This window comes from Neorhizobium sp. T25_13 (assembly GCF_002968675.1).
Classification (GTDB): domain Bacteria; phylum Pseudomonadota; class Alphaproteobacteria; order Rhizobiales; family Rhizobiaceae; genus Neorhizobium; species Neorhizobium tomejilense.
Genome location: NZ_PVBI01000009.1, coordinates 226,522 through 250,732, shown reverse-complemented (window position 1 = coordinate 250,732; position 24,211 = coordinate 226,522). Strand labels below are relative to the sequence as shown.

General features: G+C 61.3%; 26 protein-coding genes. 5 read left to right on the top strand and 21 right to left on the bottom strand.

Features of this window, described 5'->3' with window-relative positions; all coding sequences use genetic code 11:
• Positions 1-7 precede the first annotated feature (7 nt).
• Complete coding sequence (locus C5J22_RS21935; RefSeq protein WP_105439972.1) at positions 8-211, top strand: hypothetical protein; 204 nt, start codon at positions 8-10, stop codon at positions 209-211.
• Positions 212-274: 63 nt separating this feature from the next.
• A complete protein-coding gene (locus C5J22_RS21930; protein ID WP_105439971.1) occupies positions 275-2,269 on the top strand; it encodes a PhoX family phosphatase in 1,995 nt (664 codons plus the stop codon).
• Between the two features lie 125 nt (positions 2,270-2,394).
• Here C5J22_RS21930 and C5J22_RS21925 read toward each other — a convergent pair whose 3' ends face one another.
• Genes C5J22_RS21925 through C5J22_RS21905 form a run of 5 tightly spaced genes read right to left on the bottom strand, consistent with a single transcriptional unit; the run spans position 2,395 to position 7,171 of the window.
• Positions 2,395-3,252 (bottom strand): dioxygenase, encoded by an 858-nt coding sequence (locus tag C5J22_RS21925; RefSeq protein WP_105439970.1) that lies wholly within the window; start codon positions 3,250-3,252, stop codon positions 2,395-2,397.
• Between the two features lie 19 nt (positions 3,253-3,271).
• Complete coding sequence (locus tag C5J22_RS21920; RefSeq protein ID WP_371412658.1) at positions 3,272-4,336, bottom strand: maleylacetate reductase; 1,065 nt, start codon at positions 4,334-4,336, stop codon at positions 3,272-3,274.
• Between the two features lie 25 nt (positions 4,337-4,361).
• The gene (gene tsdA, locus C5J22_RS21915; RefSeq protein WP_105439969.1) at positions 4,362-5,342 is read right to left on the bottom strand and encodes a gamma-resorcylate decarboxylase; all 981 of its coding nucleotides are present in this window, start codon (positions 5,340-5,342) and stop codon (positions 4,362-4,364) included.
• A 46-nt stretch (positions 5,343-5,388) separates the two neighbouring features.
• On the bottom strand, positions 5,389-6,621 hold the full coding sequence (locus C5J22_RS21910; protein ID WP_105439968.1) for a flavin-dependent monooxygenase: 1,233 nt from the start codon (positions 6,619-6,621) through the stop codon (positions 5,389-5,391).
• A 10-nt stretch (positions 6,622-6,631) separates the two neighbouring features.
• On the bottom strand, positions 6,632-7,171 hold the full coding sequence (locus tag C5J22_RS21905) for a flavin reductase family protein (RefSeq protein WP_105439967.1): 540 nt from the start codon (positions 7,169-7,171) through the stop codon (positions 6,632-6,634).
• Positions 7,172-7,377: 206 nt separating this feature from the next.
• Here C5J22_RS21905 and C5J22_RS21900 point away from each other — a divergent pair, with 206 nt between their 5' ends.
• Both C5J22_RS21900 and C5J22_RS21895 read left to right on the top strand, forming a co-directional pair.
• Positions 7,378-7,833, top strand: a complete 456-nt coding sequence (locus tag C5J22_RS21900) for a MarR family winged helix-turn-helix transcriptional regulator (protein ID WP_046627575.1) — start codon at positions 7,378-7,380, stop codon at positions 7,831-7,833.
• Between the two features lie 199 nt (positions 7,834-8,032).
• Entirely contained in the window at positions 8,033-9,316 is a 1,284-nt protein-coding gene (locus C5J22_RS21895; RefSeq protein WP_105403334.1) for an aromatic acid/H+ symport family MFS transporter, read from the top strand.
• Positions 9,317-9,479: 163 nt separating this feature from the next.
• Here C5J22_RS21895 and C5J22_RS21890 read toward each other — a convergent pair whose 3' ends face one another.
• The 9 genes from C5J22_RS21890 to C5J22_RS21850 all read right to left on the bottom strand — a co-directional run bounded on the left by C5J22_RS21890 (position 9,480) and on the right by C5J22_RS21850 (position 16,994).
• Positions 9,480-10,511: an L-idonate 5-dehydrogenase gene (locus tag C5J22_RS21890; RefSeq protein ID WP_105439989.1), complete on the bottom strand. Its 1,032-nt coding sequence runs from the start codon at positions 10,509-10,511 to the stop codon at positions 9,480-9,482.
• 10 nt (positions 10,512-10,521) lie between these two features.
• A complete protein-coding gene (locus tag C5J22_RS21885) occupies positions 10,522-11,469 on the bottom strand; it encodes a 2-hydroxyacid dehydrogenase (protein ID WP_105439966.1) in 948 nt (315 codons plus the stop codon).
• A 58-nt stretch (positions 11,470-11,527) separates the two neighbouring features.
• Positions 11,528-12,295, bottom strand: a complete 768-nt coding sequence (locus tag C5J22_RS21880) for an SDR family oxidoreductase (RefSeq protein WP_105439965.1) — start codon at positions 12,293-12,295, stop codon at positions 11,528-11,530.
• A gap of 56 nt (positions 12,296-12,351) precedes the next feature.
• Positions 12,352-13,026, bottom strand: a complete 675-nt coding sequence (locus C5J22_RS21875; protein WP_105403331.1) for a 4-carboxy-4-hydroxy-2-oxoadipate aldolase/oxaloacetate decarboxylase — start codon at positions 13,024-13,026, stop codon at positions 12,352-12,354.
• A 94-nt stretch (positions 13,027-13,120) separates the two neighbouring features.
• Positions 13,121-13,957 carry an ABC transporter substrate-binding protein gene (locus C5J22_RS21870; protein WP_105439964.1) on the bottom strand — a complete coding sequence of 279 codons (837 nt, stop codon included), beginning with the start codon at positions 13,955-13,957 and terminating at the stop codon, positions 13,121-13,123.
• 31 nt (positions 13,958-13,988) lie between these two features.
• Complete coding sequence (locus tag C5J22_RS21865; RefSeq protein ID WP_105439963.1) at positions 13,989-14,756, bottom strand: amino acid ABC transporter ATP-binding protein; 768 nt, start codon at positions 14,754-14,756, stop codon at positions 13,989-13,991.
• Entirely contained in the window at positions 14,753-15,511 is a 759-nt protein-coding gene (locus C5J22_RS21860) for an amino acid ABC transporter permease (RefSeq protein ID WP_046638172.1), read from the bottom strand. Before C5J22_RS21860 ends, C5J22_RS21865 begins: the two co-directional genes overlap by 4 nt.
• Positions 15,508-16,215: an amino acid ABC transporter permease gene (locus tag C5J22_RS21855; protein WP_105439962.1), complete on the bottom strand. Its 708-nt coding sequence runs from the start codon at positions 16,213-16,215 to the stop codon at positions 15,508-15,510. Before C5J22_RS21855 ends, C5J22_RS21860 begins: the two co-directional genes overlap by 4 nt.
• Positions 16,212-16,994, bottom strand: coding sequence for an SDR family oxidoreductase (locus tag C5J22_RS21850; RefSeq protein ID WP_105439961.1), 783 nt, complete (start codon positions 16,992-16,994; stop codon positions 16,212-16,214). The genes C5J22_RS21855 and C5J22_RS21850 overlap by 4 nt, the downstream gene beginning before the upstream one ends.
• 214 nt (positions 16,995-17,208) lie before the next feature.
• Here C5J22_RS21850 and nac point away from each other — a divergent pair, with 214 nt between their 5' ends.
• On the top strand, positions 17,209-18,114 hold the full coding sequence (gene nac / locus C5J22_RS21845; protein WP_046666147.1) for a nitrogen assimilation transcriptional regulator NAC: 906 nt from the start codon (positions 17,209-17,211) through the stop codon (positions 18,112-18,114).
• Positions 18,115-18,161: 47 nt separating this feature from the next.
• Here nac and C5J22_RS21840 read toward each other — a convergent pair whose 3' ends face one another.
• From C5J22_RS21840 to C5J22_RS21810, 7 genes are read right to left on the bottom strand one after another with little or no spacing between them, the layout of a single operon-like run.
• Positions 18,162-19,373, bottom strand: a complete 1,212-nt coding sequence (locus C5J22_RS21840) for a pyridoxal phosphate-dependent aminotransferase (protein ID WP_172746742.1) — start codon at positions 19,371-19,373, stop codon at positions 18,162-18,164.
• A 52-nt stretch (positions 19,374-19,425) separates the two neighbouring features.
• A complete protein-coding gene (locus C5J22_RS21835; protein WP_105439960.1) occupies positions 19,426-20,193 on the bottom strand; it encodes a 5-oxoprolinase subunit PxpA in 768 nt (255 codons plus the stop codon).
• Between the two features lie 27 nt (positions 20,194-20,220).
• Positions 20,221-21,216 (bottom strand): biotin-dependent carboxyltransferase family protein, encoded by a 996-nt coding sequence (locus C5J22_RS21830; protein WP_105439959.1) that lies wholly within the window; start codon positions 21,214-21,216, stop codon positions 20,221-20,223.
• Complete coding sequence (gene pxpB / locus C5J22_RS21825) at positions 21,213-21,920, bottom strand: 5-oxoprolinase subunit PxpB (RefSeq protein WP_105439958.1); 708 nt, start codon at positions 21,918-21,920, stop codon at positions 21,213-21,215. Before pxpB ends, C5J22_RS21830 begins: the two co-directional genes overlap by 4 nt.
• The gene (locus tag C5J22_RS21820) at positions 21,917-22,318 is read right to left on the bottom strand and encodes an acetyl-CoA carboxylase (RefSeq protein WP_105439957.1); all 402 of its coding nucleotides are present in this window, start codon (positions 22,316-22,318) and stop codon (positions 21,917-21,919) included. The genes pxpB and C5J22_RS21820 overlap by 4 nt, the downstream gene beginning before the upstream one ends.
• The gene (gene accC / locus C5J22_RS21815) at positions 22,315-23,694 is read right to left on the bottom strand and encodes an acetyl-CoA carboxylase biotin carboxylase subunit (RefSeq protein WP_105439956.1); all 1,380 of its coding nucleotides are present in this window, start codon (positions 23,692-23,694) and stop codon (positions 22,315-22,317) included. The genes C5J22_RS21820 and accC overlap by 4 nt, the downstream gene beginning before the upstream one ends.
• Positions 23,694-24,137, bottom strand: coding sequence for a biotin/lipoyl-containing protein (locus C5J22_RS21810; RefSeq protein ID WP_105439955.1), 444 nt, complete (start codon positions 24,135-24,137; stop codon positions 23,694-23,696). Before C5J22_RS21810 ends, accC begins: the two co-directional genes overlap by 1 nt.
• Positions 24,138-24,211 lie beyond the last annotated feature (74 nt).

Genomic DNA, 24,211 nt, shown 5'->3' with positions numbered 1-24,211 from the left:
GATCAAGATGGGTCCGAATCGGCCGGTTTCGATCTTTCTCGCCCCTGCCGCATTGAGGACGGTGGCTGCGGCGCTGTTCGGCATAGGCTGCGGCATCAAGACCTTGCTTACCTCGCGGCAGGCTCCGCCCTCCCCCGACATTCGCTTCTTTGAAGGCTTCGCGCGCAGACAAGAGATGGACGGCGCGGCGATGCCTGTCGCATACCTGTAATAGTGTAACTTTAGGTTAGAACGGCTCCAGACTTGGGGCAAATCCTAACTTAGAGGCGAGCCAATGAACGAGCACACTTCCCAGAAGATATTCCCAACGACTCAGCTTGAAGACGCGGATGGCGATGGCCACAACACGAGCGTCAACCCGACCATGGGTGAAATCATCGGCAAGCGTTTCTCGCGCCGGAATTTTCTGCAGGGTTCGCTCGCCGTCTCGGCTATCGCGGCCACGGTCAGCCCCGTCGCCCTGATGAGCGCCGACGAGGCCCGTGCCCAGGACAAGAGCGGCTCCGCCTTCAAGTTCACCGAAGTGGAAGCCGGCGTTGATGCCAGCCACCACGTGGCCGATGGTTATGACGCCGACATCCTTCTGCGCTGGGGCGATGCCGTCCTGCCCGGCGCGCCGAAATTCGATCCGACCAAACAGACGGCCGATGCGCAGAGCAAGCAGTTCGGCTACAACAACGACTATGTCGGCTACATTCCGCTCGAAGGTTCGAGCGAGCACGGCCTGCTCGTCGTCAATCACGAATACACCAATCCGCACCTGATGTTCCCAGGCCTCGTCAAGGTCGTGGACGGCAAGATCAAGCAGGGCGCGCTCAGCAAGGAGCAGGTGGATGTCGAAATGGCGGCCCATGGCGGCACCATCGTCGAAATCCGCAAGGCCGGCGGCAAGTGGCAGGTCGTCACCGAGGGCAAATACAATCGCCGTATCACTGCCAGCACGCCGATGGAAATTACCGGCCCGGCCGCCGGCAACGATCGCCTGAAGACCAATGTCGATGTGACTGGCACGCGCGCCATCGGCACGATCAACAACTGTGCCGGCGGCGTCACGCCGTGGGGCACCTACATCATGGCGGAAGAGAATTTCCATGGCTATTTCTCCGGCAAGCTGCCGGAAGGCCACAAGGAGGCCGCCAACTACAAGCGTTACGGCGTTCCGGAAGGCAGCTACGAGTGGGCCAGTTTCTACGACCGCTACGATCTCGCCAAGGAACCAAACGAGCCGAACCGCTTCGGCTGGATCGTCGAGGTTGATGTCATGGACCCCGCCTCCACGCCGAAAAAGCGCACCGCGCTCGGCCGCACGAAGCATGAGGGCGCCGAGTCGATCGTCGCCAAGAACGGCAAGGTCGTCTTCTATCTCGGTGACGACGAACGGTTCGACTATGTCTACAAGTTCGTGACTGAAGGCACGTTCAACCCGAACGACCGCGCGGCCAACATGAACCTGCTCGACAAGGGAACGCTTTACGTCGCCAAGTTCAACGAAGACGGCACCATGCAGTGGCTGCCGATGATCCACGGCCAGGGGCCGCTGACCGCCGCCAACGGATTTAACAGCCAGGCGGACGTGTTGATCGAATGTCGGCGCGCGGGCGACGTGCTCGGTGCCACGAAAATGGACCGGCCGGAGGACGTACAGCCGAACGGCGTCAACGGTAAGGTCTACGTGATGCTGACCAACAACACCCGCCGCAAGGCCGACCAGGTCAATGCCGCCAACCCGCGCGCAGAAAACGCCTTTGGCCATATCATCGAGATCGCCGAAAACGACGGCGATTTCACCGCGACCTCCGGCAAGTGGGAAGTGCTTCTGAAGTGCGGCGATCCTTCCGTTGCGGCGGTCGGCGCGACCTTCTCCACCGAGACCACCAAGAACGGCTGGTTCGGCATGCCGGATAACTGTGCCGTCGATTCCGCCGGCCGGCTCTGGGTCTCGACCGATGGCAATAACAACAAGGCGACCGGCCGAACGGACGGTCTCTGGGCCGTCGATACGGAAGGTGAAGCCCGCGCCACGTCCAAGCTCTTCTTCCGCGTTCCCGTCGGCGCTGAGATGTGCGGCCCGCTCTTCACCCCGGATGACCAAACGGCTTTCGTCGCCGTCCAGCATCCGGCCGATGGCGGCGAGGACTGGCCGGGCCATGGCCGTCCGTCCTACTACGAGGACCTTTCCACCCGCTGGCCGGACTTCAAGCCCGACATGCCAGTGCGGCCTGCAGTCGTTGCGATCACCAAGGTGGGTGGCGGCAAGATTGCTGTCTGACACTATCAACGCGGCGGCAAGCCGCAACCAGAGCGGCGGCGAGGCCGCCGCCTGGCTGTGGATGCCGGCCGGGGTGAGTGCATCACCCCGGCTCGCAGCAGACGGAGGTTATCCGCCTTACGAAGCTAGAGAGTTCGTCCGCGGCAATCCAAAGAGGTCAGGACAAAATTGAAATCGGAGCGCCAGATCGTCGCTTCATCGATCCGCTCGAAGGGAGCGATCAGGCTGTTTTTCACTCCAAAGACCGCGTCCGACTCCAGATAGGGATCGTCGCCGACAAACGTGTGGGTGACGAGCTTCTGGTATCCCTCCGCAGTGATCAGATAGTGGGTATGGGCAGGGCGATATGGGTGGCGGCCCAGCGATCTCAACATCTGGCCGACCGGGCCGTCATCGGGGATCGGGTAGGAAACCGGCTTGATGCCGACAAAACTATAGGCGCCGTCGGCGCCCGTCACGAAAATCCCGCGATTATTCCATTTCGGCTGAATGTCCGGCTGCTGGACGTCGTAGAACCCATCGGAATTGTCCGACCAGACATCGATCAGCGCACCCTCGACGGGTTGGCCGTCAAGATCCAGCACGCAGCCGGTGAAAAGACAACTCTCGCCCCTGCCGTCCAAGGAGATCGTCTCTCCCATCTTACGCAGTGGCGCTCCTTCGACGTGAAACGGCCCGAACACAGTGTTTTCGGTTGCTCCTTCCGGCCGGCGATTATTGATGGCGTCGACCAGCATGGAAAAACCCAAGGCGTCGCTCAGCAGGATGAATTCCTGTCGCTCGTCGTGACAAAGATGGCCTGTCCGGGTGAGGAAGCTGATTGCCATCTCCCACTCCTGCTGGGTAAGGCTGACATCCTTCGCAAAGGCATGCAAATGCGTGACAAGCGACGCCATGACCTCGGCCAGTCGTGGCGCTATATCCTGGGCCATGCGTGCGTTGACCGCTTCTGCGGATTTTTCCTCGCTGAAATATCGAGACATCGAAACTCCTCCGAATGCGTTATTGCGGCCGCGCGCCCTCCCAGGCGTTTTGCAGCAGGGCGCGAATCGCCTGGCGCTCTATGGGACGCGGGTTCCAGTACGGGTTGCGGGTGGCCAGATCAGCTGCACGGTCGAGATCTGCTTCCTTCATACCGAGATCTCGCAACGCGGTAGGCGCGTTGATCGACGCTGCAAAGTCGTAGAGACCGGCTCCCAGTGAGCCCCCGAAGAGATCGGCCGCCGACTTCAGTTCATCTGCCGCTGCATGGGCGTTGTAGGCGGCGGAATGCGGAAGCACGATCGCATGGGTTTCTGAATGCGGCAGGTCGAAGCTGCCACCCAGCGTGTGGCAGAGTTTGTGGTGCAGGGCCATGCCAACGGTGCCGAGCACCGTTCCGCAAAGCCATGCTCCATAGAGTGCGTCCCCGCGCGCGCCGAGATCTTGCGGTTCGTTCAGAACCCGTGGCAATGCCCGCTTCAGAGCGCGCAGACCTTCCATTGCCATCATCGAGGAGATCGGATTGCGATCCCGTGCGTAAAGACCTTCTACGGCATGGGCCATCGCATTGAGGCCGCTGCTCACGCTCATGGCGACCGGCAATCCGACGGTCAATTCGGGGTCGTAAATGACGACCTCGGGCAGTATGCTGGCGGCCCGGACGGTCGTCTTTTCACCGTTTTCCGTCTGGCCGAGGATCGACGTCACTTCCGAGCCGGCATAAGTCGTCGCTACCACGATCTGAGGCGCGTCGTTGCGATAGGCGATCGCTTTCCCGAGCCCGATCGTCGATCCGCCCCCGAAGGAGACAACGCAATCGGCTCCGGCGGCACGATAAGTTGCCATCGCCCGCTCGGTCACATCGACCGGCGTGTGCATCGTGGCATCGGTAAACAGCCCGGCCGAAAGCGGGCCGAGGGCGGCGGCAATATCTTCGGCTTCCGCACTTTGATGTGGGGTGGACAGGATCAGGGCGCGCTTGCAGCCCTGCCCCGTGATTGCGTCGGCGAGTTGGCCAAGCGAGCCGGGCCCGAAGATGACCCTTGCCGGACCGATATTGTATTGGAAGGACGCTACCACACCCATCAACTCCGTCTTCGTTGCGCCATGTTCAACGATCGAGCTTGAACAGCGAAACTGCGTTGGTCCTGCCGATCTTCAGGCGATCTGCCTCCGAGATCGTGGTGCTATCAAACCAGTCTGCGGCGTGGTCGATATTCTCGAACGGCCAGTCGGTGGAGAACAGGATTCTGTCAGCGCCGATTTCCAGCATGGCATCGATCAGCGACTGAGTGCGGAAATTCCCCGACGTGGTGATGTAGAAGTTCTCGTTGAAATAGTCTGCGATGCGGCGCTTGGCGGGATAGCCCTTTTCGACCTTGACCCAAGCATTTCGGTTGTCGATCCGCCACATCATATAGGGCAGCCCCTCGCCCATGTGACCGACAATGATGCGCAGGCCAGGATGCTCGTCAAAGAGGCCGGACCCCATGAGCCGCAACGCATGCACGGCGGTTTCCTGTGCGAAGGCCCAGGTCGGGCCCATCAGCCACGAATGGCCGGCATAGATCCGGCTGTCCTGCGGCAGCGGGTTGCGCGGGTGGAGATAGAAAGGAACGTTGAGCTTTTCCATCTCCGCCCAGAACGGGCGGTATTGCGGCAGGTCGTAGTAAAGCGGGGTCGAGCCGTCGCCTTCCTGCGAAAACCCGTTCACCAGCGCGCCGACGAAGCCCATCGTCGTCACGCAGCGTTGAAGTTCCTCTATCGCAGCATCCGGATCCTGCAGGGGAAGCGCCGCAAAACCCAGAAAGCGGTTGGGGTTCTTGAGGCATTGCTCCGCTAAGAAGTCGTTGGCGCGGCGGGAGATTTCCAAAGCCTTGGCCTTGTCCGGGATAGCCTGCACAGCCGGAGCATTCAGCGAAAGGATCATCTTGTCGATGCCGTGGGCGTCCATCAGCCACAGGCGCTTGTCCTGTATGTCCAGAAGGCGGGCCGATAGTTCCGTCCAGTAGTCTCCAGGCACGAAACCTGCCGAATCCTGCAGCGTGTCGGGAATGGCGAAGTGTTCTTCAAGCGCTATTTTACCTTGCACGATACTCTCTCTTTCCTGTCTCAAATCTAGAATGGACGTGTACGGATCAGTACTGACCCTTGGGCGGCAGGCCTAAGAGATGCTGGCCGACCATGGTCCCAACGGCGTCCCAGTTCATCGAAATGTGGCGTCCGACGGCATTCGCATCCCGCCATGCCCGCTGGACGGGGTTGGACATTTGAAGACCGAGACCGCCGGTGGAGGCGTTCAAGGCTTCGACCGCCTGCAGGGACAGGCTGACGGCGAAGGACTGCGTGCGCCGCGCCAGAATCCTGTCTTCCTCGGTGATCTCGACGGTGCCGTTTTCGCGTGCCTGCGCCAGCTGCTGCGCCCTCGCCACATCACGCAACATGATTTCGCGTGCTGCATCGATAGATGCCGATGCCTCTGCCACCCTCAGCTGGATGGTCGGAAACTCTGCGATCTTGTTGTTGCCCCCGGCGACCGCGCCGCGCGTGATCCGCGTGCCCATATGGTCGAGATAGCTTGTCAACGCGCCTTTCGCGGCACCGATGGCGGCGCTGCCGAGGCAAAACGGAATCCCCATGAGGAGCGGAATGTTGAAAAGGCCGATGCCCTCGTATCCCCGCCCGCCCGGCGTTCTGCCCGCAGTTGCATCCGGGAAAGCCAGGATACGGTGCGCGGGCACGTAGACGTCTTTCAGGATCAGGCTCTTGGAACCGGTACCGGCCAGACCGACGACGTCCCACGTCTCGGCGATCGTATAGTCGCTTGCAGGCACCAGGAGAAAGGACGGGACGGCGCGCTCTCCCTCGATTTTTGGCGGGATGATGGCAGCGCACAATGCCCACTGCGCATTTTCGCAACCGCTCGCAAAGGCCCAGTCGCCGGAAAGGCGAAAGCCGCCCTCCACGCGCCCCGCCATGCGCGTCGGCGCATAGGAACCGCATACAAGTGCATCGGGGTTCGTGCCCCAGACTTCCTGCTGAACCCGTTCATCGAACATCGCAAGAAGCCACTGATGCGCAGAGAGAAGTCCCGCGACCCAGCCGGTCGAGGCGCAAGCCGACGACAGCTCGATATTGGCATCGACAAGCTCTGCAAAGGAGCCTTGATCACCGCTGAAACGGCCCGGCTTGACGATATCGAAATACCCGACGCCCCGCAGCAGGTCGATATTGCGGGCCGGCACGCGCCCCGCCTTCTCGGTATCACGAGCAGTGGCGCGGATCTCATCAAGAACCGGCGCGATGCGCTCGGCAAGACATGGGTTTTCTGCCCGCATCGAAGCGGGAAACAAGGCTGCTGTACTGTTCATGGAACTGCCCTCAGTTATGGGAGGTAAAAGGCGCGTGCTGTGGCGCGCAATAATTCGAGTTTTCGTACATTAACGGGGTGGTATCGTTGGAAAGACGGGTGTCTATCACCTGGCCGATGAAGATCGTATGCGTTCCATAGGGAACGGCACCCATGCGACGGCAAATCACGGCGGCATGGGCCGAATCCAGGACCATCATGCCCCGTTCATGGCGAACCCAATCGGCCGCTTCGAACCGGCGTTCCGGAGCGATCTTTCCGCTGAACCCTTCCGATACGGAAACCTGTTCGTGCGTCAAAACGCTGACGGCAAATTCCGGCACTTCCAGCAGCATGTCGTGCAGGTAAGTGCGGTTGTTCAGGCAGATAATGAGCGACGGCGGATCCATGGAAAGCGATGTCACCGCCGTTGCGGTCATGCCGTGGTCGGCTCCATTGCGACAGGCGGATATCACGGTAACCGTCGCCGGAAACCTGCGCATGGTTGCGCGAAACGCATCGCTGATAGGCGGAATTGCCGGTATAGGGCCGGCGGCAGCTGTGGCAGACATGAGTTCCTCCCGAGTCTCCTTGGTGTTAAATTATTGCAAACGCAACTATTGTCAATGCAAATTTTAGACTGCGGGCAATTTCTCGTTCGATGCTGATCCTTTTTGCGAAGTGATCCAGCGGCTCGTGTTGTCATTTGGGCCATTTAGGTGCATGTCGGAACAAGCCGCGGTCAGCCGCACACGAGATTTCGCCAGCAGACTGAGACATGTACAAACTTACCGATTCAGTTCCCTACCTGCTCAACCGTGCGGGCGTGCGGATCGCCGAGGTCTTCTCACAACGAATTGCCGAGAACGATCTCAGCGTTGCCATGTATCGAGTGTTGGCAATGTTGAGGGAGCGCAAGGAAAGCACGCTTGGGGACCTTGCCGACGTCGTCTCGGTTGAAATCTCCACCCTCTCACGGCTCGTCGGCACTCTGGCGAAACGCAAGCTGGTCTCCAGAACCCGTCCGGAGGACAATGGCCGTATCGTCATCGTTCGGTTGACCCCACAGGGAGAGGCACTGACTGAAAAGCTGATGCCGCTTGCCATGGAACTCGAGGCCACGGCTGTGCAGGGCATGTCCAAAGAGGAGGTCACCGCCCTGAAAAGTGCGTTGAAGCGGATGCACAGCAATCTGCCGGCCATGTCCGGAAAAGGGAAAACCAGCGACCAATAACTTTTGCACTTGCAAATATTTTATCTGCAAGTATCTAATGGCGCGTCAATCGTTGTCCTGGCATCATCTCTCTTCGGGATGAGGGTCCGGTGTGGGAGGAAACACGCCGACGACGATCCGGAGGATTTGTACATGGATCGATGCTGGCCTGCCGATGGCGGGAGCGTACTTCCTGTACTCAAATGTGTGGGGAGGGAAAATGACCATACAAGATGTCGCTATCGCCAAGGAACGCGTCCGCAGCCCGAACATGATCATCGCCCTATGCGGCCTTTTGATCCTTTTCGACGGTTATGACCTTATCGTTTATGGTGCGGTCGCACCTTCGCTGCTTCGAGAGGCAAGCTGGGCTCTGACGCCCGGCATGGTCGGAAGAGCCGCGTCAATCACCCTGTTCGGGATGCTGCTCGGCGCCCTGATTGCCGGAACCCTTGCCGACAGGATCGGCCGCCGCAAAGTCATAATCGGGAGCCTCCTGAGCTTTTCGGTGATGATGATCGGCAGCGGTTTGGCTCCGAGCTTCCTGATTTTCGAAGGAACCCGTTTTCTCGCCGGTCTTGGCCTGGGCGCGCTGTTCCCGACGGTAACTGCCTTGATCATCGAGTTTTCTCCGCCCAAGCGGAAAGCCATGGCCTACTCGACGGCGCTTCTCGGCTATCTCGCCGGCGGCATCATCTCGGGCATTCTCGGCATTATGCTGATCGAGACTTACGGTTGGCGCGTGCTGATGTTCATCGGCGGCGCACCGATACTGCTTCTTCCGCTGTTCCTGCGCCTCCTTCCGGAATCGCCGGAATGGCTGGCGACCAAGAACCGCCAGGCAGAAGCCAATCGGATTGCAGATCAGTATGGGTTGCCCAATCCCAATCCAAGGCCTGCTGCTCTGCGTCAGGTAGGCATCAAGTCGCTGTTTTCCGAAGGCCGCCTGCTGCCGACCCTGAACGCCTGGGGCATCCATTTCTGTTCGCTTCTGCTTACTTTCGGCATGGTGAACTGGCTGCCGACGATCATGAACAAGATGGGCTACGACCTCGGTTCCGCCCTTCTCTTCTCCGTCACGCTCAATCTTGGCGCGGCAATCGGCCTGCTGATCGGCGCGAGAATTGCCGACCTTGGCAACGTCAAGATGGTCGTGGCTGGAATGTTCCTCCTCGGCGCATGCTCGATCTGGATGTTGACCCAGGTAGGCCAGGGCCTTCAGGTCTACGGTCTGGTCGCGCTGGCTGGAACCGGAACGATCGGAACGCAGATTCTGGCCAATGTCCTGGTCGGAAATCTTTACCCGGTCGAAATTCGCGGCACCGGCCTTGGCTTTTCGCTGGGCATCGGTCGCGTCGGGGGCATGATCGGGCCCGCCATCGGCGGCGCCGTCCTGGGAGCAGGGCTTGCGCCACAATGGAACTTCTACATCTTCGCGACCGTCGGTGCGGTGGGCTGCGTTCTGGCTCTGGCGACACTGCTGTACAAGAAAAAGACTGTCTGAACTCTCGCCCGGGCCTCGGCAGGTCAAGGCATCCTATTCTGCAGGTATTGAACCCAAGAATGTAGGAGGCGGCTTCTCAAAAGCCGCCTCCTACTCTTGTTGTCCGGGCAGAGGCGCTGTTTCAATTCCTCTGATGCCAACCCTGTCGATCCTGGTTCGATCGCTAGAAAGCCAGTTGCACCTTCATCGACCGGGTTCTGTCGCCGGCAGTCTCAAAAGCCTCCACGGCCTTGTCGACCGGGAAGATACCGGTGAGCAGCGGCTTCAGATCGACGCGGCGTTTTCCGATAAGATCCACGGCAAGACCGAATTCCTCATGAAAACGGAAGGTGCCCTTCATCTCGATTTCCTTGGCGGCGACGATGTTCTGCGGGATGGCGACGTCGCCGCCGAGACCGAGCTGGACCACCGTCGAGCGGGGCCGGAGCACTTCCAGGCCGGCTCGTACGGCGCGTTCGTTGCCGGAAGCCTCGAACTGCACGTCGAAATAGCCCTTGTTTGCGGAATAGGCCACAAGCTGTTCCGGATTGCTGGCGACGTCGATGACCCGATCGGCACCGACTGCCAGCGCCTTGTCGAGGACCGCACCCATGACGTCGGTCGCGACGATCTCTCGGGCACCATGGGCACGGGCAGCGATGATCGCCAGCGCACCGATCGGACCGCAGCCGGTGACCAGCACGCGCTTGTCCGCAAGCGAGCCGGCGCGGGCCACCGCATGCAGCGTGACCGCGAACGGCTCCGCCATCGCCGCTTCGTTGATCGACACACCGTCCGCTATCCTGTGGCACTGCCACCGTTCGGCAACCAAGCGCTGGCGGAACGCGCCCTGGATATGCGGCATCGGCATGGCGCTGCCGTAGAAGCGCATGTTCAGGCAATGGTTCTGCTGGCCCTTCAAGCAGTAGTCGCAGGCATTGCAGGGACGGCTCGGCGACACCGCCACCCGGTCTCCGACGGCAAGGCCCGATGTCCCCGCCCCCAACGCCTTAATCGTTCCTGCAACCTCGTGGCCGAGGATCATCGGCTCGCGCACCCGCACGGTGCTGAAGCCGCCGTGATTGTAATAGTGCAGGTCGGAGCCGCAGATGCCGCCGGCCTCGATGGCGACCTCCACCTGTCCGGGCCCGAGCGCCTCGACCTCCCTCTCTTCGACGCGCAGGTCCTTGGCGGCATGAATGACGACGGCTTTCACGGGCATATCCTCAGATGACGGGGGTGGGCAGGGCGACGCCTGCAAAATGGGCGGCGAGATTGTCGCGCACCAGCTTGCCCATCGCCTTGCGGGTCTCGATCGTGCCGGACGCGTGATGCGGTTGCACCAGCACGTTGCCGAGTTCGAGGAAACGCGGATCGAGCTTCGGCTCGCTCTCGAACACGTCGAGTGCCGCAGATCCGAGCGCTCCGCTTTCGAGTGCGGCGAGCAGCGCTTCCTCGTCGATATTGGAGGCGCGCGAGATGTTGATCAGCATGCCTTCTGGACCGAGGGCGGCGATCACGTCTTCGGAGACGATGTGGTGGGTCGCGGCCGAGGCGGCGAGCGTCACGAACAGGAAGTCCGCATGCCGGGCGAGTTCGACCGGATCGGCGATGAAAGTCATCCCTTCCGCATAAGGTTTTGCTGCAACATCGCTATAAGCGATGTCCATGTCGAAGCCCTTGAGGCGCTTGGCGACTTCGAAGCCGATACGGCCGAGGCCGAGCACGCCCGCTCTTCTCCCCCAGACACGGCGCTTCAGCGGATAGAGGCCCTTCGCCACCCAGCTGCCGTCCCTCACCCATGTCTCTGCGCCGATCATGCCGCGCGATTGGACCAACATCATTGCGACGCCAAGGTCGGCGACGTCACTGGTCAGGACATCGGGCGTATTGGTGACCCGGATGCCGCGCGCCCGGCAGGCGTCGAGATTGACCGCGTCGTAGCCGACACCATAGACCGAGACGATCTCCAGCTTCGGCAGCCTGGCGATCAGTTCGGCGGAGGCGCCGAGCTCCCCCCGCGTGGCGATGGCGCGAATGCCGCCCGCATGATCCTGAACGAAGGCATCGCGGTCTTCAGCCTCGTAGAGCTTGCGTACGTTGTACTGCGCTTCCAGCTCGACGAGATCCCATTCGGGGTAAGGCCCGACGAGCAAGATGTCCGGCTTGGCCATTGGTTTCCTCCATTGTGATGTAGATGATGGTTTGTCGCTGCCCGTTTGGCGGGCTTCCCTAGAGGCAGGTCGTGATGCCGCCGTCGACATAGAGCGTGTGCCCGTTCACAAACGAGGAAGCCTTGCCGGCGAGAAACACCGCTGCCCCGACGAGCTCTTCGACGTCGCCCCAGCGCGCTGCCGGTGTGCGTTTCTCAAGCCAGGACGAGAATTCCGGGTTATCGACCAGTGCCTGGTTCAAGGGTGTCTTGAAGTAGCCGGGTGCAATCGCATTGATTTGCAGGCCGTGCTTTGCCCAATCCGCGCACATGCCGCGCGTCAGATTCTTCACCGCGCCCTTGGTGGCCGTGTAGGGAGCGATGCCCGGACGTGCCAGCTCGCTCTGCACCGAGGCAATGTTGATGATCTTCCCCTGCCCTCGGCCGATCATGTGGCGTGCCACTGCCTGGCCGACATAAAAGACGCTGGAGATATTGGTCTTCAGCAACTGCTCCCAGCGGTCGATGGGGAAATCCTCCAGCGGACTGCGGAACTGCATCCCGGCATTGTTGATCAGGATGTCGATCGCCCCGATCCCGTGCTCGATCGCCTCGACCCCGCGTTTGACGGCATTGGGATCGGTAACGTCGAAGTCGGCCGCCCTCGCCTCGTAGCCTTCATTCTGCAGGCTATCGACGGCGACTTGAAGCTTCACAGGGTCGCGGCCGTTCAGCACGACCGAAGCACCATGCTGCGCAAGCCCCCGCGCAAGCGCCAGCCCAATGCCCTGCGACGAACCCGTCACCAACGCACGCCGGCCGGCCAAATCAAATAATGGGAAGGTCATTCAAACCTCTTTCCGAAAAGAAAGTCCGGCGCTTCGCGTGACAATCGCGGCCGGGTTCAGATATCGACGATCAGGCCCTTGGCTTTCAGCACCGGCTCCAGCTTGCTGACCTCGATCACCGACTTGCCCTGCTTGTAGGCAGCGATATAGCCGGCTTCGGCATCCTCGCGGGCCTGCGAAAGCACGGCGGCCTCCTGTGCTTCAGCGCGGCGGACAACGACCAGTCCGTCGGCATCGCCAACGATGATGTCGCCCGGATTGATCGTCTCGCCACCCACGATGATCGTGTCGTTCACCGCCGCAATGGTTTCCTTGACGGTACCCTTGATGCAGACGCTCAGGGAAAAGACCGGAAAGCCGAGGTCCCTCAGCTGCAGCGTGTCGCGCACGCCCGTATCGGTCACCAGGCCGCCGATGCCCTTTGCCAGGCAGGCATTGGCAAGTACGTCGCCGAACGAGCCTGCCTCTTCGTATTCGCCGGCGGACACGACGATGATGTCACCCGGCTTGGCATAGTTGATCGCCAGCTGAAGCATGATGTTGTCACGCGGCGCGCATTTGACCGTGAAGGCCGGACCGCACAGCTTCATCCGGTAATCCACTGGCTTCAGGCGTGAGGAGAGCGCTCCGCGGCGTCCTTGCGCTTCGTGGATGGTCGCCGGCGAAAATTTGGAAAGTGCCTCGATGTCGGCTTTGCTCGGCCGTTCGGCGATGTCTTTAATGTGGATCATGGAAACCTCCCACGGTTAGGCCGACGGCGGGCACGTCCCGCCGCCTGCAGTCTTCGATGATTTGCAATTGGATGGAGTACCCGGACCAAAGGCCTCAGGGGATCGGGTCGAACTTCAGTTCGGAGAGCGGCACGACCTTGTCGTTACGCGTCATCTTGTATTCGGTATTCGGGCCAAGCCACTTGTCCCAGATCTTGTTGAGGTCGCCGGAGGTGTCGAGCTTGCGGAGCACCTCGTTGATCTTGACCGTCAGCCCCGGATTGTCCTTTGCCATGCCGATCCCGATAGGCTGGAACAGCATCGGGTCCTCGATCATCCGCATTTCCTTGCCCTTGGTCTTGGATTCGTTGACGAACTTTGTCGTCGTCATCGTGTTCGCCACCATGCCCCGCGCCTTGCCCTGCTGGACGGCAAGATAGGCGGACGCAGTATCCTGGAAGGTCAGCGGGTCGGACTTGTTGAGCTTGATCGACATTTCCGAAGTCGAGCCCTTGGTCGAGGCAATGCGCTGGCCTTCGTAATCGACCTTTTTCTTGCCGGGATCATCGGCCGGAACAATCAGCATTTCCTTGGCAAGGTAGTAGGGATCGCTGAACTGGATCTGCTCTGCGCGGCTCAGCGTATAGGCTAGATTGGCGACAGTGATGTCCACGCGGCCGAGCTTGACTTCCGGCACGCGCGCTTCAACCGAGACCGGCTTGATTTCGGCCTTGACGCCCAGTTCCTTGGCGATCGCATTGCAGAGGTCGACGTCGAAGCCGGCCATCTCGCGGGTCTTCGGATCGGGTGCCGCGAAAGGCACCACGTCGGCAAACGTCGCGCAACGAAGCGTCTTGGCCGACATGATCGTGTCGAGTTGATCCGCTTTTGCCGGCAAGGCCGCCGAGGCACCTGCCAGCACGGCGGTAAGAGTTGCGTATTTCCAGTTCATTGCTGTTCTCCTTTGTTATTGGTGGTGAGTGTCAATGGCGCAGATCGGCGAGGAACCGCTGAGCACGGGGATGGCGGGGTGTCTTGAAAAACTCGTCGGGCGGGGCCGTTTCGAGGATCTGTCCCGCATCGATGAACCAGATGCGGTCGGCGACATCGCGGGCGAAGCCCATTTCATGCGTAACGCAGATCATGGTCATGCCTTCCGATGCCAGGCTCTTCATGACCGCCAGCACCTCGCCGACCATTTCCGGATCGAGTGCGCTGGTCGGCTCGTCGAACAGCATGACCGGCGGCTCCATGGCGAGTGCGCGCGCTATCGCCACCCGCTGTTGCTGCCCGCCCGACAGCTGGCCGGGATATGCCCGCGCCTTGTCGGCGAGCCCAACGCGATCGAGAAGCTTCAGCGCCTTCTCATGGGCGACATTCGCCGCCACGCCCTTCACGCGGATCGGCGACATCGACACATTTTCGACGACGGAGAGATGCGGGAACAGGTTGAAGTTCTGGAATACGAAACCGATCCGGCTGCGCAGCAGGTTGAGTTCCCTCGTCCGCATTGCCGCATGAATGTTCTGACCATCCAGGGTGATCGATCCGCTGTTGATCTCCTCAAGACGGTTGATCGTACGGATCAGGGTGGATTTCCCCGAACCGGAAGGTCCGCAGATCACCACGACCTCGCCTCGGGCAACTTCGGCGTCAATGTTCTTGAGGACCGGATAATCGCCATAGCTCTTGCAGACGTCCGAAAGGTGGATTGTCTGCAACTGCTGGGTCTGTGCGGCTGAGGTGCTCATAGCTGCTCCGATATGATTTTGGCCGGCACGAGTGCCACCGGCGCTGCGCCGCCGGACAGACCCGCGCGGCGGCGCGTGATACGGCGCTCGACTATGTTGGCGACATGCGTCAGGCTCCAGCAGATCGCGTAGTAGACGACCGCGAGGATGAAGAAGACCTGGAAGGGCTGGGTCAGAAGCTGGTTGTTGACCTGGCTGGCCGCAAAAGTGAGGTCCGGGACATTGATGACATATCCGAGCGTCGTGTCCTTTATCGTCGAGACGAAGGTCGAGATGATGCTCGGGATCATGTTGTAGAGCGCCTGCGGAAGAATGATGAAGCGCATCGCTCCGAGAGAGCTGTGCCCGAGGGCACGGGCGGCATCCATCTGGCCGCTGCCGAGCGCGACAATGCCGGCGCGTACGACTTCGCTCAGGAAGGCGCCCTGGTAAACGACGAGCGTAGTCAGCATCGTCACGAAGCTCGGAACGTCTGCGCCCGTCCAAAGTGGGACGAGGAAGTAACTCCAGAGGATAAGCATCAGGAGCGGCACACCGCGGGTTATGTAGACGAGTGCGGTGACCGGCCACCGCAGCAGTCGCCATTTCGAAAGTCGCGCGAGTGCCAGCAGGATGGCGACCGGGAAGGCGAGCATGATGCTGAGCGCCGACAGGATCAGCGTATTTGCAAGCCCGCCGAGCGGGCCGTTCGGATATTGACCGATCAGCAGCAGAAGCCAGTAGTCCTGGATGATGGCGATGACATCGTTGATCATGCGCGCGCACTCCGGGCCGGATCGGCGCGCATCGAGAGATAGGCGCCGGCGCCCATGATCAGGAGCGAGAAGAACAGGTAAAGAACCGTACCAACCAGGTAGATTTCGAAGGTGCGGAAGCTCAGGTTTTCGACTTCCTTCACGGCATGCGTCAGTTCGGACGCACCGATGACGATGGCGAGACTGCTGTTCTTGAACAGGGAAACGCTGTGGTTGATGAGCGGAGGAAGTGCATTGCGCACGCCCTGGGGCATGATTACGAAGCGCATCGCCGAGACATAGCTGTGACCGAGGGCTTTTGCGGCTTCCATCTGGCCCGGGCTTACGGAGCGAAGGCCGGACCGCAGGTCCTCGCTGAAATAGGCTGCCTGGCACAGGCCGAGGCCGATGACGGCGAAGATCGTTTCGGCATTATGGGCCGCGAGCCAGGACGTCAGGCCTGGCGGGAACAGCGTGAATATGCCGAAATACCACAGCATCAGCTGCACGAGGGTCGGCACGTTGCGATGGTAGGAGACATAGGCGGCCACGGCCCCGTCGCCAAAGCGGAGCGGCGAAAACCGGATGCACAGAAGCAGCAGCGCGAGGGTCATGGCCAGCAGCCACGACCCGATATAGATGACAAAGGTCATCTCGATGCCGTGCAGGAGCATCGCGGTATATTCAGGGTTCCTCAGGACGGCCCAGAGATCGAATCCGTTCACCGCCCCGGCTCCCTGGAACTGTCCGGACCTGCGGGAGCCGGCTGCGGCCGGGCTGTCTGCAGGCCGCCCATGACCTGCAAAGTCGGCGTGATTTCCATGTGGCCGATATTGACGGCCACCGGCGCGGCGATCGCGAATGCTATGGCCTCGGCGATATCGGCTGCCTGAGGCAGCTCGAAACCATCGATGAACCGTTCGCGAATACTGGGATCGTCGCCGTGCACGTGATTGAAAATGTCCGTCGCGACCCGCCCGGGGCAGATTTCTGTCACCCGCACCCGCTTGCCGAAGACATCGATGCGCAGCTGGTTCGATAGCATGGCGACGCCGGCTTTCACTGCGTGATAGACGGAGTTGCCGCCGAAGTTATAGTTGCCGGCGATCGAGGAAATGTTGATGACATGGCCCCGATCGCGGGCGACCATTCCCGGCACGATCAAACGGCAAATGTGCAGGACGGCACGGAGATTGACATCAACGAGAAGGTCGATATCGCTCTCGTCCGCTTCCAGGAATTTCTTCGGCCGATCGACGCCGGCATTGTTGACGAGGATATCGAACTCGATGCGACCGGTGAGTTCGGCGAGTGCCGGACGGTCGGTAACGTCAATCACATGAGCGATGCAGCCCGTGCGTTTGGCCAGATCCTGCAAAGCATCGCCGCTGCGTGCGATCGCGTGGACCTCGATATTCTCACGCCGAAGCCGCTCCACCACAGCGGCGCCGATACCGGAGGAAGCGCCGGTAACCAGTGCGGTCTTGTAATCGGAGAATGGCATTCGGATCCCCTTGTTGTTGTTGCTGACAGTAGCGAACCTTTAATCTCTTGCCTAAGACCGATTATTTGTGGAGCAATAAGCAACGGCTATGGAGGCTCGGCTCCGCAATGTCGGTAGATGACCATCACCGGGCGGGATCGCAGTCGGCGGCGTTGCAAAAGAAGATCGCGTCTGCAAACATACGTCTGCTCAAGACAAAAAGAAAAAGATCCGAATGGACATCAGACGCCTCAAATCCTTCATTGTGATCGTCGACAGCGGCAGCATCACGCGCGCTGCCGACCTGCTGCATATCGCGCAGCCTGCGCTTAGCCAGCAGCTGGCGGCGCTGGAGGAGCATTTCGGTCAGAAGCTGCTGATCCGCAGCCAGCAGGGCGTCAGCATGACCGATGCGGGGCATGCGGTGTACCGCCATGCGCAGATCATTCTTCGCCAGATGGAACAGGCGCAGGCGGACGCTTCCGCTGCCGGCAACTCACTTGCCGGGCGCGTTTCCGTGGGGCTCGTGCCGTTCAGCAGTGCCGCGACGCTGTCCGTGGACCTGCTGGCCGAAACGCGCAGGCGCCATCCCGGCATCCTGCTCCATCTCACGGAAAGCGTCGGCCAGACCTACAGTCAGATGATCATGAACGGCCGTCTCGAAATGGCGCTGATCCACGGGGCCGGGCCGATCAAGGGCGTACGGTTCGAACCGATCTTGAGCGAGGAGTTCTATCTCGTCGCCCACCGCGATTTTGCGATCGAAGCGGACAGCAAGCCCATTCCGGTTACCGCTCTCGACGGCTTGCCGCTTCTGATGCCGCCTGCTTACAACTTCGTTCGCCGTGCGGTCGACACCGCGTTCACGCGCAGCCGGATCAACCTCAAGGTCGTGGCGGAAGTCGAAATCGTCAGGACATTGGCGCGCGCCGTGGGCAGCGGTCTCGGAGCGACCATCATGCCGAAAGCCATCGCCGACCGTATCGTGACGGAATCAGGCGAGCCGCTGATATGTCGGCTCGTTTCCCCGCGGATCGAGGAAACCCTGTCGCTCTGCATTGCCGAACAGAACTCGCTGTCCGAGCCGGCGTTGGCGGTCAAGAATATCCTTCTCGAGCTGACCGCGCGGCTGAGAGCATAAGACGAGTCCCGGCACGAGGCAGCCGCGCCGGATGATCGGATCAATCGTCAACGCATGTCCCTGCAGAACTGGGCGATCCGCGCGCATCCCTCGTCCAGCATTGCCATGCTCGTTGCGTAAGAAATGCGGAAATGGGGGCTCATGCCGTAAGCTGCGCCTTGCACTGTCGCCACATGATGTTCGTCCACGAGAGCCATGACGAAATCGACGTCGGTCTCGATCTTCCGCCCGCCCTTGCTGGTCTTGCCGATCAAGCCGGACATGTTGGGATAGAGATAGAACGCGCCCTCTGGCTTGTGGCAACGCAATCCCTCCACCTCCGACAAGCGATCGAGGACGAAATCGCGCCTCTCGCGGTAGATCGCAGCTCGCTCCTTGAGGAGATCCTGGGGCCCGTCCAGCGCCGCGATGGCTGCCGCCTGCGTCACCGTGGTGATGCCACCGCCGTTCTGCCCGTTGACGTTGCTGATCGCACCAATGAGTTCCTTGGAGCCGCTGGCACAGAAGCCGAGCCTCCAGCCGGTCATGGCGTAAGCCTTCGAGACGCCGTTCATGGTCAGGACACGATCATAGAGCCGCGGTTCCGCGTCTACGATGGTGCAGAATTCGAAACCGTCATAGACCAGATGTTCGTAGATATCGTCAGTCAGGATCCACACGCCCGGATGGCGCAGCATGACCTGCGCGATCGCCGCCATTTCCGCGCGGGAGCAGGCCGCGCCGGTCGGATTGTTGGGAAAATTCAGGATCAGCCATTTGGTACGCGGCGTGATCGCGGCTTCCAGATCCTCCGGACGCAGCTTGAAGCCGGCCTGCTCGAAACAGGGTACCGCCACCGGAACGCCACCGGCGAACTTGACGATATCGGCATAGCTGACCCAGGAGGGCGTTGGAATGACAACTTCGTCGCCGGGATTGCAGGTAGCGAGCATCGTGTTGAAGATCACCTGCTTGCCGCCGGCTGAAACGACGATCTGACTGGCATCATAGTCCAGATTGTTGTCCCGCTTGAACTTCCTACTGATCGCCGCCTTGAGCGCCGGCGTGCCGTCCATCGGCGGATATTTCGTATCACCGCCAAGCGCCGCGGCATGGGCCGCCTCGATGGCATGCAGCGGCGTCGGGAAATCCGGCTCCCCGGAAGACAGGCTGACAACCTTGATACCCTTTGCGGCCAGTTCCCGGGCGCGTTGGGTCATGGCAGCGGAGGCGGATATGGAGACGTTTTTCAGGCGATCGGCTGTAGAAGACATCGGCATTAACTTTCGACGAAGATTGGGACGGGAGACGGCCGACCAGGCAGCCGGTGAGTCAAAGCGCGAGTTCGGCAGCCGGCGCGAGCATCGCGCCGGAGGCTTCGATCTCGCTTCGGACAATATGCGCAAGTTCAAGGGAACCCGGCGTGTCGCTGTGGACGAGGATTGACCGGGCGGGCATGGCAATGGTGTCGCCCTCGATAGTCTCGACGGTTCGGTCGAGAAGAAAGCGGCGCACCCTTGCCCGCACCGAAGCCTCATCCTTGATCACGGCGCCCGGTAGGCCGCGGACAACAAGCCTGCCTTCGGCATCATAGGCCCGGTCGGCCAGGAAAAGCGCCAGCGTCTTCAGCCGCGCCCGTTTGGCCGCCTGCTCTATTTCGCTGTCCGGCGTCACGAAAACCACGAGACCCGGTTCCACCGTCGCGATGGCATCCATCATCAGATCGGCGAGCACCGGGTCACGGTTGACCATATTGCCCATGGCGGCGTGAAAGCTGATATGCCCGACAGTAACGCGTTCGCTCGCGGCGATCGCCATCAGCGCGCCGAGCTGGTAGAGCATCTGCTGGCGCAACTCATCCGCCTGGAAGGGCATTTCGCGCCGTCCAAAGCCAAGCCGGTCGGGCAGGCCCGGATGTGCGCCGATGCCAACCCCGTTCGCCTTGGCAAGCCGCACCATGCGCGCCATCGTATCCGGATCGCCACCGTGGAAACCGCAGGCGATATTGGCCGACGACACGACCTTCATCATCGCCTCGTCGTCGCATAGCCGATAAGGGCCGAACCCTTCGCCCATGTCGGAATTCAGATCGATTCTCATCGGCAACTCCCTTTGACCGATCGTATTTCAGGCCATCGCCGTCAAGGCGCGTTTGACCATCCCTGATGTGGTCCGGACGTCTTCGACATAACGCGCGACCGCCTGCTCCACTGCGCGCGCCTCCGCATGCGTGGACCGCACGAACCGCAAGCGGCTGCCTATGCGGGCCTGGCCAAGCCGCCACAGGTCGCATTCGATCACGCCGGCGATCTTCGGATAGCCACCCGCCGTATTCGCATCGCTCATCTGGACTATGGGCTCCCCACCGGGCGGGACCTGGATCACACCGGCCACGATCCCGTGGGAACGCATCTCAACCGACGCCGTCGGCTTGATGGGCTCGCCCGACAGACGATAGCCCGTGCGGTCGCTGCGGGAAGAAATCTTCCATGTCTGGCTCCAAAAGGCGTCGCCGTCATTGGGAAACAGGGCATGCTCGCCACCGGGCAAGGCACGGACCGGCAGCGCGCCGTCAACGAGATCCGGAAAGACGTCCCGGAGCGCCACGGCGGGCTCGATGACAGCCAGGCCGCTGGCCGGCACCGGGGCAAAGTTGGCGCAGTCACCGAGCGCGATCCGGTCACCTTTTACCAAAGGCCGACCGGCATTGCCGCCGAAGCTGCCGCGCAGGGATGTGCTGCGCGATCCCATCACCGATGGGACATCCAGGCCCCCGCCGAGGGAAACATAGGCGCGCGCAAGTGTCGGAGGGTGCTTCAGCTCGAGCACCTGTCCGACCTCGGCGGTATAGGCGCACCAGGGAAGCAATTCCAACCCGTCCAGTATCGGATCGCCATCGGCGCCCGTGACCGCGAAGACGGTCCGCCGGTCGAAACGCAGGCTGAATGGAAAGGTCTGCACCTCTATCCCTGCCGCACCCTCATCATTCCCGACAAGAATATTGCCGATCCTCACGGCAAGCGGATCCATCGCACCGCTGGCCGAAACGCCGATATCGCGATACCCCGGTCGCCCGAGATCCTGGACCGTATTGAACGGGCCGGTTTCCACAATTTCGATCATAGCTCGATCCTAGCCGGCACGAACCGCACCGTATCGCCCGGCGCCATCATCGCCGGTGTGCGCGACGTCGGATCGAACATCTGCAATTCTGCGAAACCAATGGAATTCCAGCCGTTCGGGCCGGTGAGCATTGCAACGCCGGTCTGCATGCCGCCAATGGTCACGCAGCCCTTCGCCATCTTCAGCGACGGCACGGTCTTTCGCGGCATGTAGATGCGCGGATCGAGGCCGTGCAGGTAACCGAAGCCTGGAGCGCTGCCCAAGGCAAAAACACGGTAGGTCGCTTCGTGATGAATACGGACGATCTCACGGTCGCTGAGCCGGGCAAGGTCGCAAAGCGCGGGCAGGTCCACCGCATGCTCCCCGCCGTAGTGAACAGGGATTTCGATCGTCTTTCCGTCCAGATCGATGCTGCGGGCATTGTCCCATGCCTCCAGCAGCCGCGCCACGACGGCATCCGGATCCTGCGGCGCCTCCCGGAATATCGTCAGAAGGTTGGTCATTCCCGGAACGATTTCCGCGATGTCCGGCCAGCCTCGGACCGCCTGGGAGAGGGCCCAAATCCGGCGCTGTGCGGCGAGATCGAATTCTCCCGGCGCCTCCAACAGGAAGGACCTCGCGCCGATCGAGGAAACCCGAGCCCGGCCGCGGGCGGCGGGCAAGATTTCGCGCAACGGCGCATGGCTGTTGATTGTGGCAATCATGGTTGAGGCTCGATCTCGAACAGGGGATCGCCGAAGCCGACCAGCGCATCGGGTTCGGCAAGCTGCTTGGTCAGAATACCCGTGCGGCCGGCACAAAGTGGAAGCAGGACGGGGCCGACGCGAAGGAAGCCGAGGATGTCTGTGGCGGAAACCGATCGCGATGGGCTGCCTGGGTAAAAATGGCCGGCCATCGGCGCCTTGACGACCACCGGCGGCTGAGCCGTCGGCGCTGGCCGAGAGGTCACGGACACATCGATCCCGGCTTCATTCCCCGTGGCAATGACGATGCGTAACCGTCCGCTGGGCCAGGAGATTTCCAGGCCACTTACCCCGGCTGCTGTCAGCGCCTCGGTGAGGAACGCGATCGTCGCGGGATCGCTGAAATCGATCGCGCTCATGGCGCTCTCCGTTGTTTCAGCCATTGCTCGAGATAATGGATATCCGTCTCGCCGCGCGCAAACGCGCTGTCCTCGAAGAGCGCACGCAGGAAGGGAATATTCGTGGAAATTCCGTCCACCTGCGTTCCGGCAAGCGCCTCGCGCATCCTTGCCATCGCCTCCGCCCGCGTCGGCGCATGAGCGATCAGCTTGGCGATCAGCGAGTCGTAATAGGGTGGCACCTTGTACCCCGCATGGATATGGGTATCGACCCGGATGCCCATCCCTTCGGGAAAGGCGAGACTGGTGATGACACCGGCCGACGGCAGGAACGTTTCGGGATCCTCGGCATTGATGCGACATTCGAAGGCGTGACCCTCGCATTTAACGTCAGCCTGGGCCAGTTCGAGCGGATCGCCCTGAGCCACTTTGATCTGCGCCTGCACGATGTCGATCCCGCTTGTCATTTCGGTGACCGGATGTTCGACCTGAAGCCGGGTGTTCATCTCGATGAAATAGAAAGCGCCATCCTCGTAGAGGAATTCGAAGGTTCCGACGCCCCGGTAGCCGATCTGGCGGCAGGCCTCGACACAGGCTCTCCCGACGGGCCGGATCACGTCCGGCGATATCCCCGGTGCCGGCGCCTCTTCCACGACCTTTTGATGGCGGCGCTGCATCGAGCAATCCCTGTGCCCGAGCCAGACTGCATTGCCATGGGTGTCGCAAAGGACCTGGATCTCGATATGGCGCGGATGCTGGAGGAATTTTTCCATGTAGAGCGACGGCGAGCCGAAAGCCTGCCGCGCCTCCTCCCGGGTGAGCGCGACCGCCTCTTGCAGCAGACCGGCCTCCGGCACGACACGCATGCCCCGCCCGCCGCCGCCGCCGGCAGCCTTGATGATGACGGGATAACCGATCTCAAGGGCCAGGCGCTCGACGGCGGCCGGATCGTCGGAAAGCGCCGTATCCGGTCCCGGGACACAAGGAACTCCAGCTGCGATCATTGCCCTCTTTGCCGAGATCTTGTCGCCCATCGCCTCGATCGACGACGCGCTCGGACCGATGAACGCCAGTCCGGCCCTTTCGACCGCATCGGCGAATGCGGCATTTTCCGAGAGAAAACCATAACCGGGATGGATGGCGCCGGCGCCCGTCAAGCGCGCCGCCAGAAGAAGAGCATCCTTGTTGAGGTAGCTTTTTGCCGCGCTCGAAGGGCCGATGCACAGGGCGCTATCGGCGGTCTTGCCATAGGGTGCCTGCCGATCCGCTTCGGAATAGACGACGACGGTCTTGAGACCCAGTTCCCGGCAGGCCTTCTGGATCCTGGTCGCGATCTCCCCGCGATTGGCAATGAGAACCGTATCGAAACGCGGGCGATTGTCGAATGTCTCCGGCATCACGCGATCTCCGCGAGCAGATCACCCGTCTCGACTTCACCGCCGTCGATTTCGGTCAGGCTGACAATGCGCCCGGACCGCGATGCGGCGATCTTGTTGAAGACCTTCATCGCTTCGATAATGAAGAGAGTCTGCCCCTCCGTCACCTCATCTCCAGGCTTGACGAACGGCCCCTCGCCCGGTGCCGAACTGCGATGCAGCACGCCGGAGACCGGCGCTTTTACGGGAATGGCCGACGCGTGACCGACAGCCGACAGTTCATCAGGCCCCATCGACACACCCGTAACCGGCTGTTGCCCGCGCGCCAAATCAACGGAGGCCTCCCCCGCCATTGGCTGCGACCGGAAGATTCGAACCGTCAGGTCCTTCTCGGTCACGGTGAGTTCGGTGATGCTCGATCGACCGACAAAGTCGATCAGGGTCTTGATCTTCGAGAGGTCCATATTCGCGCTCGGTATTTCGAATGCCGCCGCGCGATTTCGGAGATCAAGTCGCGTGATACGGTAACGTTGCGTAA

What these genes read in the sequence shown, in the direction of transcription:
- C5J22_RS21935 (WP_105439972.1), top strand. Translation starts at nt 8, where the DNA reads ATGGGTCCGAATCGGCCGGTTTCGATCTTTCTCGCCCCTGCCGCATTG.
- C5J22_RS21930 (WP_105439971.1), top strand. Translation starts at nt 275, where the DNA reads ATGAACGAGCACACTTCCCAGAAGATATTCCCAACGACTCAGCTTGAA.
- C5J22_RS21925 (WP_105439970.1), bottom strand. Translation starts at nt 3,252, where the DNA reads ATGTCTCGATATTTCAGCGAGGAAAAATCCGCAGAAGCGGTCAACGCA.
- C5J22_RS21920 (WP_371412658.1), bottom strand. Translation starts at nt 4,336, where the DNA reads ATGGGTGTGGTAGCGTCCTTCCAATACAATATCGGTCCGGCAAGGGTC.
- C5J22_RS21910 (WP_105439968.1), bottom strand. Translation starts at nt 6,621, where the DNA reads ATGAACAGTACAGCAGCCTTGTTTCCCGCTTCGATGCGGGCAGAAAAC.
- C5J22_RS21905 (WP_105439967.1), bottom strand. Translation starts at nt 7,171, where the DNA reads ATGTCTGCCACAGCTGCCGCCGGCCCTATACCGGCAATTCCGCCTATC.
- C5J22_RS21900 (WP_046627575.1), top strand. Translation starts at nt 7,378, where the DNA reads ATGTACAAACTTACCGATTCAGTTCCCTACCTGCTCAACCGTGCGGGC.
- C5J22_RS21895 (WP_105403334.1), top strand. Translation starts at nt 8,033, where the DNA reads ATGACCATACAAGATGTCGCTATCGCCAAGGAACGCGTCCGCAGCCCG.
- C5J22_RS21885 (WP_105439966.1), bottom strand. Translation starts at nt 11,469, where the DNA reads ATGGCCAAGCCGGACATCTTGCTCGTCGGGCCTTACCCCGAATGGGAT.
- C5J22_RS21880 (WP_105439965.1), bottom strand. Translation starts at nt 12,295, where the DNA reads ATGACCTTCCCATTATTTGATTTGGCCGGCCGGCGTGCGTTGGTGACG.
- C5J22_RS21875 (WP_105403331.1), bottom strand. Translation starts at nt 13,026, where the DNA reads ATGATCCACATTAAAGACATCGCCGAACGGCCGAGCAAAGCCGACATC.
- C5J22_RS21870 (WP_105439964.1), bottom strand. Translation starts at nt 13,957, where the DNA reads ATGAACTGGAAATACGCAACTCTTACCGCCGTGCTGGCAGGTGCCTCG.
- C5J22_RS21865 (WP_105439963.1), bottom strand. Translation starts at nt 14,756, where the DNA reads ATGAGCACCTCAGCCGCACAGACCCAGCAGTTGCAGACAATCCACCTT.
- C5J22_RS21860 (WP_046638172.1), bottom strand. Translation starts at nt 15,511, where the DNA reads ATGATCAACGATGTCATCGCCATCATCCAGGACTACTGGCTTCTGCTG.
- C5J22_RS21850 (WP_105439961.1), bottom strand. Translation starts at nt 16,994, where the DNA reads ATGCCATTCTCCGATTACAAGACCGCACTGGTTACCGGCGCTTCCTCC.
- nac (WP_046666147.1), top strand. Translation starts at nt 17,209, where the DNA reads ATGGACATCAGACGCCTCAAATCCTTCATTGTGATCGTCGACAGCGGC.
- C5J22_RS21840 (WP_172746742.1), bottom strand. Translation starts at nt 19,373, where the DNA reads ATGCCGATGTCTTCTACAGCCGATCGCCTGAAAAACGTCTCCATATCC.
- C5J22_RS21835 (WP_105439960.1), bottom strand. Translation starts at nt 20,193, where the DNA reads ATGAGAATCGATCTGAATTCCGACATGGGCGAAGGGTTCGGCCCTTAT.
- C5J22_RS21830 (WP_105439959.1), bottom strand. Translation starts at nt 21,216, where the DNA reads ATGATCGAAATTGTGGAAACCGGCCCGTTCAATACGGTCCAGGATCTC.
- pxpB (WP_105439958.1), bottom strand. Translation starts at nt 21,920, where the DNA reads ATGATTGCCACAATCAACAGCCATGCGCCGTTGCGCGAAATCTTGCCC.
- C5J22_RS21820 (WP_105439957.1), bottom strand. Translation starts at nt 22,318, where the DNA reads ATGAGCGCGATCGATTTCAGCGATCCCGCGACGATCGCGTTCCTCACC.
- accC (WP_105439956.1), bottom strand. Translation starts at nt 23,694, where the DNA reads ATGCCGGAGACATTCGACAATCGCCCGCGTTTCGATACGGTTCTCATT.
- C5J22_RS21810 (WP_105439955.1), bottom strand. Translation starts at nt 24,137, where the DNA reads ATGGACCTCTCGAAGATCAAGACCCTGATCGACTTTGTCGGTCGATCG.